This window comes from Paenibacillus amylolyticus, from assembly GCF_051136285.1.
Taxonomy (GTDB): Bacteria; Bacillota; Bacilli; order Paenibacillales; family Paenibacillaceae; genus Paenibacillus; species Paenibacillus amylolyticus_F.
The window spans coordinates 3,478,423-3,491,864 of sequence record NZ_CP194938.1; the positions used below are offsets into that span (position 1 = coordinate 3,478,423).

At 47.1% G+C, this 13,442-nt stretch carries 13 protein-coding genes and 1 pseudogene; 6 read left to right on the plus strand and 8 right to left on the minus strand.

Annotated elements, in window-relative coordinates; genetic code table 11:
• Positions 1 to 343 precede the first annotated feature (343 nt).
• The 3 genes and pseudogenes from ACR8BL_RS15315 to ACR8BL_RS15325 form a co-directional block, all read left to right on the plus strand.
• Entirely contained in the window at positions 344 to 1,636 is a 1,293-nt protein-coding gene (locus ACR8BL_RS15315; protein ID WP_434748437.1) for an S-layer homology domain-containing protein, read from the plus strand.
• Positions 1,617 to 2,435, plus strand: coding sequence for a hypothetical protein (locus ACR8BL_RS15320; protein WP_434748438.1), 819 nt, complete (start codon positions 1,617 to 1,619; stop codon positions 2,433 to 2,435). The genes ACR8BL_RS15315 and ACR8BL_RS15320 overlap by 20 nt, the downstream gene beginning before the upstream one ends.
• 12 nt (positions 2,436 to 2,447) lie before the next feature.
• A pseudogene (locus tag ACR8BL_RS15325) lies at positions 2,448 to 3,197 on the plus strand (Ig-like domain-containing protein); the annotation flags it as partial.
• Between the two features lie 213 nt (positions 3,198 to 3,410).
• On the opposite strand, the gene ACR8BL_RS15330 reads toward ACR8BL_RS15325, so the two are convergent.
• Positions 3,411 to 3,593: a hypothetical protein gene (locus tag ACR8BL_RS15330; RefSeq protein ID WP_434748439.1), complete on the minus strand. Its 183-nt coding sequence runs from the start codon at positions 3,591 to 3,593 to the stop codon at positions 3,411 to 3,413.
• Between the two features lie 224 nt (positions 3,594 to 3,817).
• The gene (locus tag ACR8BL_RS15335; protein ID WP_434748440.1) at positions 3,818 to 4,657 is read right to left on the minus strand and encodes an AraC family transcriptional regulator; all 840 of its coding nucleotides are present in this window, start codon (positions 4,655 to 4,657) and stop codon (positions 3,818 to 3,820) included.
• A 228-nt stretch (positions 4,658 to 4,885) separates the two neighbouring features.
• On the opposite strand from ACR8BL_RS15335, the gene ACR8BL_RS15340 reads away from it, so the two are divergent.
• A complete protein-coding gene (locus ACR8BL_RS15340) occupies positions 4,886 to 6,187 on the plus strand; it encodes an alpha-glucosidase/alpha-galactosidase (RefSeq protein ID WP_434748441.1) in 1,302 nt (433 codons plus the stop codon).
• Positions 6,188 to 6,253: 66 nt separating this feature from the next.
• Here the strand turns inward: ACR8BL_RS15340 and ACR8BL_RS15345 are convergent, their stop codons facing one another.
• Genes ACR8BL_RS15345 through ACR8BL_RS15355 form a run of 3 tightly spaced genes read right to left on the minus strand, consistent with a single transcriptional unit; the run spans position 6,254 to position 8,460 of the window.
• The gene (locus ACR8BL_RS15345) at positions 6,254 to 7,036 is read right to left on the minus strand and encodes an RnfABCDGE type electron transport complex subunit D (RefSeq protein WP_434748442.1); all 783 of its coding nucleotides are present in this window, start codon (positions 7,034 to 7,036) and stop codon (positions 6,254 to 6,256) included.
• Entirely contained in the window at positions 7,037 to 7,966 is a 930-nt protein-coding gene (locus ACR8BL_RS15350; RefSeq protein WP_434748443.1) for an FAD:protein FMN transferase, read from the minus strand.
• Entirely contained in the window at positions 7,963 to 8,460 is a 498-nt protein-coding gene (locus tag ACR8BL_RS15355) for an FMN-binding protein (protein WP_434748444.1), read from the minus strand. The genes ACR8BL_RS15350 and ACR8BL_RS15355 overlap by 4 nt, the downstream gene beginning before the upstream one ends.
• A 118-nt stretch (positions 8,461 to 8,578) precedes the next feature.
• On the opposite strand from ACR8BL_RS15355, the gene ACR8BL_RS15360 reads away from it, so the two are divergent.
• Together ACR8BL_RS15360 and ACR8BL_RS15365 are read left to right on the plus strand one after the other, a co-directional pair.
• Positions 8,579 to 9,262 (plus strand): response regulator transcription factor, encoded by a 684-nt coding sequence (locus ACR8BL_RS15360; RefSeq protein ID WP_434748445.1) that lies wholly within the window; start codon positions 8,579 to 8,581, stop codon positions 9,260 to 9,262.
• Complete coding sequence (locus ACR8BL_RS15365; RefSeq protein WP_434748446.1) at positions 9,255 to 10,511, plus strand: sensor histidine kinase; 1,257 nt, start codon at positions 9,255 to 9,257, stop codon at positions 10,509 to 10,511. Before ACR8BL_RS15360 ends, ACR8BL_RS15365 begins: the two co-directional genes overlap by 8 nt.
• Before the next feature lie 114 nt (positions 10,512 to 10,625).
• Here ACR8BL_RS15365 and ACR8BL_RS15370 read toward each other — a convergent pair whose 3' ends face one another.
• From ACR8BL_RS15370 to ACR8BL_RS15380, 3 genes are all read right to left on the minus strand, one after another.
• Positions 10,626 to 11,015 carry a tautomerase family protein gene (locus ACR8BL_RS15370; protein WP_434748447.1) on the minus strand — a complete coding sequence of 130 codons (390 nt, stop codon included), beginning with the start codon at positions 11,013 to 11,015 and terminating at the stop codon, positions 10,626 to 10,628.
• Between the two features lie 106 nt (positions 11,016 to 11,121).
• Positions 11,122 to 11,820 carry a response regulator gene (locus tag ACR8BL_RS15375; protein WP_434748448.1) on the minus strand — a complete coding sequence of 233 codons (699 nt, stop codon included), beginning with the start codon at positions 11,818 to 11,820 and terminating at the stop codon, positions 11,122 to 11,124.
• Positions 11,821 to 13,437, minus strand: a complete 1,617-nt coding sequence (locus ACR8BL_RS15380) for an ATP-binding protein (RefSeq protein ID WP_434748449.1) — start codon at positions 13,435 to 13,437, stop codon at positions 11,821 to 11,823.
• Between the last annotated feature and the right edge of the window lie 5 nt (positions 13,438 to 13,442).

Genomic DNA, 13,442 nt, shown 5'->3' on the forward strand with positions numbered 1-13,442 from the left:
ATTATTTTTCGAATTCATTGCATATGGGGTTTTCAAATGTTGGAAAATGAAGTATTCTCTATGTATTGAAAAATCAAACTGAAATGAACCAAATATGTTTGAAAGACCTTAAAGCATAAGGCTATGAATCTACGGATTCGTGGCCTTTTTTTGTCTTTTTGGAGGAAAACATAGGTCTGGAGCATTAGCTGAATAGCTTGACATGGAGGGGGATCGTTGATAATTCATACCAAAAGCCTAGATATACATGGTAGAATATTGATTATTATTACAAATTTAGCATCCGGAATCCTAGTAAGTACATACCAGCAAAAACCTATTTCACACGAGAGGAGTTAGATTTATGAGAAAACAGATGATCTCCACCTTAGCGACATTAGCCTTATTAACTGGAGGAATTGCGGGCTTTGCAGGAATGGGAGGATCTAGTTCAGTCGAAGCAGCGCAAGCTGTCAATACATTTAAAGATGTACCTGCATCCCACTGGGCATCCTCAGCAATTCATTCAGCAGTAGAGCAAGGTTATTTCAAGGGTTATGCAGACGGAACGTTCAAACCAGGTTCACCGGTGACCAAAGCTGAGATGGCTAGTATTTTAGCGCGTGTGGCGAACCAACCGGAGTTAAAGGACGCTGAACCGAATCATTTCACAGATGTGCCGGAATGGGCAAAAAGTGATGTCTCTACAGCGATTGCCAAAGGGTTTATCCACCCTTCCAGTTACAAGGGCAAATTGAATGCTCAAGCTGCACTTGAGCGAGGCGAGATGGCGGACTGGCTGACACAAGGATTAAGTGTTGTGGATTCAGACTATAGACAAGCTCTTTCGGATGTGACCAACACCGTCATTCCTGCGAAGGAATATTTTACAGGCAAGCTGGTAGACTCGCAAAAAAATGCAGTCGCTGTTGCCCTTGGAACTGGTCTGATGAGCGTTGCGAATGATAAAACATTTGGTGTGAACCGTACCACAACCCGGGCAGAAGTCGCCGTGTTGATCGCCCGTTACGCGTCCGTTGCGAAAACAAAACCTGCCGACCTTCAAGGGCTAAATGAACTGCGTCAGGTGGGATTGACGGGTACAAATTTGAGTGTGATTTCCAAATCGTTTAAAAAAACACCTGAGAGAAAAATACTTTTATCAGGTAATCAAAAGTACGAAGACGTAGTAACGGATGACTTCTCATTAGTTCGGAACAAAAACATCGTCACCGAGACAAATCACGCTGATTTAAAAATTTTAAACTGGATTGTTGTAGACACTCATGTTCCTAGCAATAATCGCAGTATTTATTACCCTGTTTTCGTAGATGAAGGTGTTAAGCTTCAAATTGGACGACAATTTTCTTTTGTGGAATTTGCGCTAAATATCAAATCAGAATCGATGAATCAGCTTCAAGCCGGGAGTCTTCTTAATTCGGCGACATTTAACCCTTTAAAATCACCTCAATCAATAGCATTCCTATCTTATGAGGCTCCTAAAACAGGAGATTACACTCTGAACAAAGGAGTATTCGGAGTCAAAAATCCCGTATATTGGGGTCAAGGACTATTACATTTTAATCAGTCATTGACAAGAGCCCTAACATTAGAAACTAAGGAGGGGAAAGTATATAGTGTCTTCGATACAAATTAAATTAGAAAACACCCTTTTAAGAATATACAGTTTGTTTAGAAAAATTCTGATAACCACTCTAATTTCTAACTCGATGATACATCCTTATTCTTTTGTACATGCTGGTGGTGGTCCAGGCACTAAACCTGAAATAAGATCCCCCTATATGGTTCCTGCGATACCTGCTAAATCTCAGAACAAAATTATACCGATGGAAGGCGAAAGAACAACAAATATCGGAATATTTATTTATCAACATGATGATCACAGATGGCGTGTTGAAGGTGGATGTAACGGACCCAATACCCTGCTCAATAATGATCCAGCCACAAATCGTCCCGTTTCATCAACAATTTGTGTTGATCTCGATTTGGATAAAGAGGAATATAAACCTACGATATATTTAGATGAAAATGGAGACCCTCATCCAAGACTTGAACTAACCGAGGTGTCGCTGGCACCTCATTATATGGACGATACAAAGCACTATGATGCCGACCTAAACATGCCTCAACTTCTTTCTGTCCATTCTTTTAATGGAAGAAGAACAAAATTTATTATGAAAATCGGAGGTATCATTCCAGCGACAGCTGCCAGACCCTATAACCCACCTAAATGGTCAGCTGACTACATTTTCAATACAGACCTTTACTGGAAAGGCCAAGCGGAAATAACCAAAGAAATCAACCTCACCTCTGGAGGACAAATTCGTTTAAATCAAACCAAGCAGCTTAACGCTACGGTTAAAACCAAAACAGGGGATGGCAGCTTTGGTGCAGAAACCAATGTAAACATAGGCAGCGGAGGAACGACCACCTGAGAGTCCTCCAATCCTTCGGTTGCCACCGTATCTCAATCAGGGCTGGTACAAGCACTTAGCCGGGGGAGTACAAACATCACCGTTTTGTGGAAAAAAGATGGATTTCAATTAACGACCCGAACCACCATCGGTGTCGAACAGGGAACCGGGGGTGGTGACGATGGTGGCGGGGATCACGGAGGTGGAGGCTGTACCCCAACGATCAGACCACCATCTGGAGGCACTACCATGAATATGAGCGACCTTATGGTCAAGGTCGTCAACCAGACTTCACACCAAAAAACATGGACAGGGCGTTATGACTGGATAATCCTGACGTCGCCGATTCGTACACTAATTGGACCTAAAACGAACATCCCATCCAGCGTCAACGTGGACAGGGCGAATGCCGCAATACAGCGTTGGTACGGGGAGTACAGTCTGCCGGCTGATGTGTACGCCGTTCCCAAAGGCATGAATCTTGAACCGATTGCCAGACAGAATAAGCTGGATGAATCATCTGATATCTTTTTGAAAAATGGATACATCGTCGTCAACTTTAATATAGAGAGTCTGCGCAATGGCAATACACAGGCACCGCATCTGCAATATATCCATGCTCCACTTATGAATCAGTGGCAGTTAGAGGGCTTCAACCGCCCACCTGCATTCAATAACAGCACTAACGACATTATTAGATGGCCATTGAAGGATGGAGATATTCTTTTTTATGATGCAGACCTGTCCAGCCGAAACGACTTTCAGTCTCAGGTGCCTCATTAAGGATTGGAATTAAAAATTCAGAATTATGGAACAAAGATTAGGAACTATCCAAATCAAATTCAAACATCAACACAAAAACAAACAACCAGACCATCCTCGTCCTATAAGGTGGAAAACAATAAAAGGGTGATCTGGAATGAATTCATCAAACGAACTCATTCCAGATCACCCTGTTTTTTTATAACTTTTGCTTTTTAAACTAACCCAGTTTACCTACTCCCTGTCAAAACCTCTACGCGCTCCTGCATCTGCATTTTGCCCTTCAACTCTCGCAAGGACAACGCCGAGGACATCAGACTTTGGGTATACATGTGATTCGCTGAACTTGGTCAGCATGGAACTGTCTACAATCTCCACCACTTTCCCTTGATACATTACGGCAATGCGGTGACTCACTTGCTACACCATCGCAAGATCATGCAATATGAAAATGGAGGAGACCTCCATCTCCCTGCACAGCTCCATGAGAAAATCCAAGATCTGCTGCGGAATGGAAACATCAAGCCTAGAGCTAGATCGTCAAACAGCATGATCTCAGGTCGTACGTGAATCGCACAGGCAATGACGGCTCTTGCAATTCAATCGATGGTTTTCTTTCAAATTTAAAATCATAAATGCGGTTAATCTCGCACTCGTGAGGCCTTGGGTGAAACCCCTGTCACACGTTTGAACATTTTGGAAAAGAGTAACGGATCGGTGTAACCAACAGAGTGGGCTACTTCACTCACAGACAGCATAGGGTTACGAAGCAGGTCAGCAGCACGATTCATGCGATACTCCAAGAAAAAAGCTTGCAACGACTTGCCATATCGTTCTTTGAACAAACCCGATAAATACGTCCGATCCAGCCCGACAGCCTGTGCGATATCCAGAATGGAAGTACGCTGGCTATACCGATTCTCCATAAACTGCACAGCCTGCCGAATATAAGTCTCTTTCGTCGAAAGGAGCGGGGGTGGTTCATCTTCTTTGATCGGCGAAGATGCAATTAATGCCGCCATAAGTCGGTATAACAGACTTTGTTGCAGCACATCTCCCCCCATAAGTGAGTTTGCTTCAGCTTGGAGCATCTCATCATATAAATGTGCCATGATTTCCATATCATGAGCAGTGAACACCGGTTGCTCCAGGCTTAGCTGCGCACGCTGCATAAAAGCTTTGGCCTGTACCCCTCTGAAACCAAACCATGAATACGTCCAAGGCTCCTCCGCATCGGCTTCATAATGAATGACCGTGTCGGGTAAAATGACAAATCCCTGGCCCTCGCTGAGACGATATTCCCGATCCCCCATATACACCGTGCCACGTCCTTCATGAATGTAATGCACGATATAGGAATCACGTACCCCCGGCCCCCAATAGTGGGCAGGATCACAGGCCTCCCATCCATAAAATAACAAGACCAGCTCCATCTGCGTCCAACCCGCGGAAACCACATTCATTTCAACCTTCCGACTCATGTTTCCCCTCCTTTCGACAATGAGGTTAAAGGCACCTTCAAAATAATCTCACATATTCTCTCACTTATAGTTACATTAAATTATAACAGGTGTATAACGCGATTTGTTATTGAAAACGAAAACATAAATGGGATTATGCCATGTTTGAGAGGGGTTGAGCCATAGTAGTATGAGCCTGTTCGGCCTATAGTTGGGGTACAACATTTTTTCGGGAAGGATGAACTTGAGATGAATAAAATTACGTTTCTCGGTGCAGGCAGCACCGTTTTTGTTAAAAATGTATTGGGTGATGTCATGATGACGGAGGCTTTGCAAGACTTTGAACTGGCCTTGTTTGATATCGATGCGGAGCGTTTAAGCGACTCGGAGCGCTTGTTAACGAGCTTGGCCAAATCACTGGGAAGCCGCTGTTCCATTAAGACATATCATGATCGCAAAGAAGCACTGCGCGGAGCCAAATATGTCATCAACGCAATCCAGGTGGGCGGGTATGACCCGTGTACCATCACGGATTTTGAAATTCCGAAGAAATACGGTCTGCGTCAAACGATTGCGGATACCCTCGGCATTGGCGGTATTTTCCGTAACCTGCGTACCATCCCGGTAATGCTCGACTTCGCCAAGGATATGCAGGAAGTATGCCCGGATGCCTGGTTCCTGAACTACACGAACCCGATGGCTGTTCTCACCAACGTCATGAACGTGCATGGCGGGATCAAAACGATTGGTCTGTGTCACAGTGTACAAGTCTGCGTACCACATCTGTTTGATACGCTGGGGATTGACCAGACTGGTGTTGTTGCCAAAATCGCCGGGATTAACCATATGGCATGGTTGCTGGAAGTGACAAAAGATGGCGTCGATCTGTATCCTGAGATCAAACGCCTTGCGAGACAGAAACAACAGGAGAAACATGACGACATGGTACGTTATGAACTGATGCATCGCTTTGGTTATTATGTTACAGAATCCTCTGAGCATAGTGCAGAATATCATCCGTATTTCATCAAACGCAACTACCCGGAACTGATCGAACGTTTCAACATTCCGCTGGATGAGTATCCGCGCCGCTGTGTGGATCAGATTGCTGACTGGAAAGAAATGCGTGAGAAGCTGTTTGCGAGCGAAAATATTCAGCATACGCGCAGCCATGAATATGCTTCGCATATTATGGAAGCCATGGAGACGGATCGCCCATATAAAATTGGCGGTAACGTTATAAACAACGGACTCATCACCAACCTGCCTCGCGAAGCTTGTGTTGAGGTACCCTGTCTGGTCGATGGTTCCGGCATTAACCCAACATATATCGGTGACCTGCCACCACAGCTGGCGGCGCTGAACCGCACCAACATCAACACGCAATTGCTCACCATTGAAGCGGCAATTACAGGCAAAAAAGAGCATATCTATCATGCAGCCATGCTTGATCCGCATACTGCTGCCGAGCTGTCCATGGACGACATCGTGGCGATGTGCGACGATTTGATTGCAGCCCACGGTGATTGGCTGCCAAAATTCACTTCATAAAAATCAGACGTAAATGAGCGCCGTTTCTGATATATCCGGAAACGGCGCTCTGGGTTTCACGCATCGCTATGCAAATATGGCAAAGCGCGTTCGCAAAAAATGATAGAAGTTGGCACATAACAATCCAATGAACAGGTACAGCAATCCACCAAACAGGCTATAGATCAGCGCACCCACCAAGGCTGCAACCATTCCAAACACCAGTTGATCCTTCGATTTGGCAGGGGATGTCGGCAGGTCAGTTACCATAAAGAAACCGCAGAAGAGCACCGCATTGATAAATGGCGTTCGCAGTGCATCCCCTGCGTCTCCAGTGTGTAACACACCCATCACCAGCAGCAGTATAAAATATGTTCCCAGAAAAGCAAAAACCTGAGGGAACTTGTTAACCCGCCCCGTAACCATATAACCACCAGCCAAGAGCAGGAGCATCATCCATATGGGTAGATCGCCAAAAGCACCCCACCAGCTTTCCCCCGTTCCAAAGATCAGAACAGACAGCAGCAGACCAAGCGCTGCCGGATTAAATATAGGCTTTTTGCGGGAAACCAGCACATATTTAGAAACGATTGCTAGTATTACAGTGGCAACGACAACCTTCCAAGAGGTGGAAGTGCTGAGGATCAGAGCCACAATTAAACCTGTGATGAATGCTCCATCCGGCATCATTCTTTTCTTCCGTTTCACTAGGCCGAACATCATATCTACAATAATAGCTGTACCCACAGCAATCAGACCATGGACAATGCCTTTCATATCAAGTGCCGCCATGGAAGCAATGACAATACAAACAGCCATCGCTATACTCACATATCCTTTCGGTGATTTGATCCATTTCTGTATCGTCATTTAGTGAACTCCTTCCCGAACAAGCTGTAAATCAGGTGTAATCAAAATGCCCTGCACATTCGCCTGCTGCATCAATTGCTGTCCTTCTTCCTTGCCCAGCAGCATCACAGCACTCGAAAATATATCAGCCATCATCGCATAGGGTGCAATGACGCTTGAACTGACCCATTCCTTAGGGGAATGTCCGGTTACCGGATGGATCAGATGATGTACACCCTCTGTCGTTGCACTTTTTCGCTCATAGCTGCCCGACGTGCAGATCGCTTCATTCGATAACGCCAGGGTATATATGATCTCATTCCGAATTGCGGGATGCTGTATGTCTATCTTCCACGGCTCGCCTTGCTCATCCCTGCCTCCGGCATATAGATCTCCCCCCGCATTCACTATGAATCCATCGAACTGCTGTAATTCATGTGCGGCAAGATCGATCGCAAATCCCTTCGCCACTGCCCCTAAATCAATCACCGCTGGTTTGCGCAGCAGCATCGTCTGACGGGTTTCATCAAGCACAATGTCACGATATGTTGCAGATTCCAAGACAGGGCTGTCCATATACTGCCGAGTTAGATAATGCCGATTAAATCCGTGCTGCTCCATCCTTTTTCCCACCGTTGGATCAAAAACACCGGATGTAAGCTCCGCCATGTGCACAGCCAGCTTCAAAGGCTCAAACAAAAATGGACTAATCGGGACGGGTTTCCCAATCTGGCTGCACGCCTTCATCAGTTCGCTCTCCGGGCTAAATCGGCTGCATGCCTGCTCGACCTGCCTGAAGGCATCAAAAGCACGATTAATCTGGTTTAGCAGCTGTTCCGATGCTGGACAATTTCTTTTTTCATCCGCATTCCCTGCCGCTATTCCTGTTCCCACGACCACCTGAATATCAACGACCGTATCCATAAACAACTTGCTTTTTCTGAACATCATGAGTTTCGAGCCTGATCCAGCGCATCCTGTACAGCCGACGAGAATGCATCGGTGCTGTACGTAGCTCCAGATACGTTGTTGACTTGGGCGCTCTGTTTACGGATCACTTCGTCCGGCATGTCCACCACGTCCTGTTCGGAGTAGTGCATAGCAAACTGACTGATCTCTACATCTGTAATTTGATCCTTCTGAATAGTAACCGTAACTTGAATGGAGCCACGGCGATTGCTGCCCGTTCCCTCAAAACTTCCATCGCGATACATACTCGCATGCTGGACCTTCTCTCCTTGTTTGACCTTACCTTGTGTAGCCGAGGTCTTGGAAGTATCCTTAGGATTGCTGGTTGACACCGGATTTATCAGAGTGTTAATTTGATTGTGCTGTACTGGTGGTTGTGCGACCGCCGCAGTCTCTGTTGTAAAATAACCCGCTGTATATACTGCTGCCACAGCAGCTGAGCATAATACAACCCATTTCCTGTCCATCTTCGCCATCTATATTCCTCCAATACGAATGAACGTTGTGTGATATTGTCGATAATTTCAGTATAGGAGTTTATTATTTAAATTTTCTTAAAAATACGGAATAGGCGAGACGAAAGGTGGAAGTCAGATGAGAGTACTTGTCGTAGAGGATGATCCCTCCCTGTTAAACGTAATCCTTGAGATTTTCGAGCAAGAGTCCTTTCTTGTCGATGGAGCGGAGACAGGAGATGAGGGATATTACATGGCTGAGCAGGCCATCTATGACCTGATTATTCTGGATGTCATGCTGCCGGGTCTTGGCGGTGTGGATATTGTAAAAAAATTACGTTCACAGTCGAATCGCGTGCCGATCATTCTTGTGACTGCCCGGGATGCGGTGGAGGATCGGGTTGCCGGTCTGGATGCCGGGGCTGACGATTATGTCACCAAGCCGTTTGCTGTCTCCGAACTGTTAGCCCGGACGAGAGCAGTGCTGCGGAGGCATGGTACGCTTGATCAGGAAGGGGAGCTGGTCTGGGGTTCCATTCGTCTGATGCCCGCAGTGAGGGATGCCTGTAACGGAGAACATGTGCTGCAGCTTACAGCGACCGAATATAAATTGTTGGAGTTTTTCATATGTAATAAAGATCAGATTTTGACGCGTGAGCAAATCTTTGACCGTGTATGGGGCTTTGACTCCGGCTCAGCAACCAGTGCGGTAGACGTATATATTCATCATTTACGCAAAAAGCTGGCAGGTACCGGTGCCGATCATTCACTTCGGACGGTTCGGGGCATTGGTTATCTATTCAAGGGCGAACCTCATGTTTAATCAAACCCGCCACAGGCTCGTTATTCTGAATACCGTTGTGTTTCTGATGGTGCTTTCTGTGCTGAGCACGTTGCTGTACGTTCACATGCGTTTTCGATTGTTCCATGAAACAGATGAGATTTTGATGCAGGCGCAAAAACGAGTTCAGTCCATGCACAGCGCAGGAGAGCTGCTACAGCCTTCCCTCGCTGACCCTGAACAGGATGAGCAAACTACTTACCTGATTTGGAATCAGGAAGGTCAGCTGCTGGGTCAATCGCCACCTCAATCCTTCACACCTGATATCGTCCGTCATTTTCAAAAATCGTCTGATCCAATATCACCGCAAACCGTGAGCCTTCAAGATCACCACTACAGGGTGCTTCAGACTCAACTTACGCTCCCTGCACCAAAGGCATATCACGGGGAAGTGGTCGTGACGATTGTCAGGAGTTTGGAGGATGTGAACCATACCCTGCACTCATTGCTGTTCGATCTGATCATGGGCATTATAGCGGGTGCTTTAATTTCCCTGTTGGCAGGGTTGTTTTTGGCAGGGCGAGCCCTTGTTCCGATTCGCAGCTCCTGGGACAAGCAGCAACGCTTTGTAGCCGATGCCTCGCACGAGCTGCGCACTCCAACCGCCATCATTCGTGCAGAGACAGAATTGCTGTTGCAACACCCGGATTCATCCATTGAAGACCAGAGTCCTCACATCGCTGCCATTCTTCAGGAAAGCAAACGGATGAGCAAACTGCTGGACGATCTGCTTACCCTTGCGCGAACAGACTCCAATCAGATGCAGATTGAACAGGCCAAGGTTCAAGCCGATACCATTCTGATTGAACTGGCTGACCAGTTTCAGCTGCTGGCTGCAACTAAGGACGTTCAAATTACACTGGAGATCGATGATCCATTGTGGCTGCGTGGAGATCACGGCCGCATACGCCAGTTGTTCATCATCATTCTGGACAATGCACTCAAGTATACGTCTGAAGGCGGGCAGATTCGAATCTCGGGACGCGTTCACTCCGGTCAGATGGATATCCGCATTTCCGATACAGGAACAGGCATTGCCAAAGCCGATCTACCATATATATTCGAAAGATTCTATCGCGGGGATAAAGCGAGATCACGTCTGGAGGGCGGCACCGGACTCGGATTATCCATTGCCCGCTGGATTGTGGACGCACACGGCGGCAGCATCCGAGTGCGGTCAGAGCTTGCTCAAGGCACTGAGGTCCTGCTCCGTTTTCCAGTCCATAAATAAATGAGGAAATAAACATAGCCGAACGCTTACCGCCCGGGTTCGTTCGGCTATTCGATCACCCTGAACCCTCATATGCACTGACCGGAGGTTTGAGTTGTGCGTACCCTGGAAGCCTCACAGCTTGCCTGTCATAAATTGCGCTTCTCCCATGCCAAAGCTCCAATCGGCTTCTCCGTTTTCAGTGATCGACACCATCAAATCCTGAGGCGACAAGCCGCATTCCGATTCCAGACGTTCTGCGAGCAGAGCATACAGCTGCTGTTTCTTTTCGGGTGTGCGCACCTTGCTAACAATACTGATGACGACCATATCCCGACTGCGTTCCAGTCCCAATCCGGTATCTTCAATAATCATCTCGTTTACCGCATGTTGATGTACAATCTGATATCGATCTCGCTGCGGCACTTCAAATGCGTCTACCATCGCCTGATGCGCCACATCAAGCAGTTTTTTTAACGCATTCGGATCGCGTCCTTCAATGACATCAAAACGTAACAACGGCATGCCTATGTCCTCCTGTTCACTCTTATGTTGTTATGTTCGTAACCATACTTCAACGTAGTATGTCCAATTTATACACGATTGTCTGCAATTGACTTATGGCTTTAATTCAATCCTGCAGCAGAAAACGGTATCCGATCCCCGGTTCCGTCCGAATATAGGTTGGACGAGTGGGGTCTTCCTTCAATTTTTTACGTAGATGACCTACATAGACCCGCAAATAATGGCTATCTGACTCATGATGATGTGCACCCCACACTTGCTGCAAAAGCTGGCGCTGGGTAATGATTTTGCCTGCGCTTGAGGCAAGCACCTTGAGCATTTCGTATTCCGTCGGCGTTAATTTGACCTGCTCTCCGTCCAGCTCAACCTGTCTTAAAGCCAAATCAATCACCAGTGAGCCGAATCGCAAAATCGGTTCATCGGTTGTTTTGGCCACATGCCTTAGCGCAACCCGAATCCGGGCAACCAGTTCACCCATGCCAAACGGCTTCGTTACATAATCATCGGCTCCCCCGTCCAATGCGGCGATTTTATCCGCTTCCTGATCCTTCGCTGTTAGCACAATAATGGGAACCTGTGACCACTCCCGTATCCGGTGAAGCACGTCCATGCCAGACAGACCGGGCAAACCAAGATCAAGAATGATTAGATCGGGATGCACTATACTTGCCTGCCTGATTCCTTCCTCTCCATCAACACACTCATAATGCTCGTACTGGTAAGCCTGCAGAGTCACTTTCAGCAGTTTACGAATCTGCGGCTCATCATCAATCACCAGAATACGAGCTCCTACTGCGGCATTCATCTATTCTCCAACCTCTCCTTGCGCTGGACAGGAAAACGACAGTTCATCTGTTCCCGCAGGCAAATCTATACGTATTCTTGTGCCTCCATCCGGATTGGCCTCGGCTTGAATTGTCCCTCCGTGGACTTCTACAATGCCTTTGCAGATCGCAAGCCCCAGCCCCGTTCCGGTAATATGCTGCGTGGATGGAGAACGATAAAATTTATCAAAAATGTAGACTCGTTCGGCTTCCGAAATCCCAATGCCCTGGTCATCTACGATAAGAGTCAAGGAAGCATGGCTCATATCCTTCTTCACCCCTATTGTAACCTTGCTATCATCAGGTGAATACTTGATTGCATTGCTGACAATATTCACGAGCACCTGCTCCAGCAGCACTTCGTCTCCATAAAAAAAGACTGGTTCTTCCGGCAGCTTGACCACGATCTCACGATGAGAGCTGAATTCTCTGACTTTTTCCAAAACGATACTAATCATATCCCCTACGTCACACCACTTACGATTTAATTGCAACATACCGCTCTCCAGCCGCACCATGCCAAGCAAATTGGTCACGAGACGATTCATGCGCAGCGCCCCATCGCGAATGTTACCTGTTAATTCTCTGCGATCCTCGGGTGTAAAAAGACTGTCGTTCTCCATTAACCCCGTGGCTGAACCGATAATGGCGGTTAACGGCGTGCGCAGCTCATGGGAAACCGAATCCAGCAGCGCAGTTCGGATGCGCTCCGATTCAGCAGTCACTTGAGCGAGGCGTGCTTCCTCAGCCAGTTTCACCCGGGCAATCGCACCTGCCGCAAGACTGCCGCAGGCTTCGAGTAGCTGGCGCTGCTCCTGTTGTTTCTCCAGCTCATTGGTTGTCAGGTGTACGGCAATTACCCCGTGAATGTGATTCTCTGTTCGCAGTGGAACATACAGCCCCGCAGACTCACCGAGTTTGGTCGATCCTTTGCCTGCGACCTGCCCCTGTTTATAGACCCAATCGGCGATAGCCAGATCTGAGGAATGGCCTCCCCAGGTACTCTTCTCTGTCCCGATCTCTGACGCCGATTTCTGTTTTATCCAAAGCTTCAGTTCATCCTGCTGATCCGGCAGATACATGGCGGCTGGACTTCCGAGCATAAGGGATATTTGGCTCGTCATATTATCCAGCAAGGTATCCAGATCGGTAATTGCAGTGATCTGCCGACTAAGATCATACAGAGCATTCGTAGTTGCTTCTCGTGATTTAACCCTATCCAGCTGTTGTCGCAGCCGTCCTGCCAGATTTGCTGTCATAATGGCTACCGCCAGATATACCGCAAATGAAATGAGATACCTCAAATCCTCCACCGTAAAGCTGAGGTAAGGTGGAACAAAGAAGAAATCAAACATAACAACACTGAGCGTCGCTGCATATACCGCAGGCCCCATTCCCCAATATACAGCGCTGATCAGTATGGGAAACAGGTACACCAGAGCAACGTTGACCCAATCATCACTCATCCCAATGATATGAAGCAGTACCGTTAACAGGATGATACCAAGTGTAGCCCATATATAGGCAGGAACCCTTTCCCAGCGAGACAGACCCTGCATACTTTCCTTATCTTTGCCTTCTTCTATATGCTCTGACAAATCCC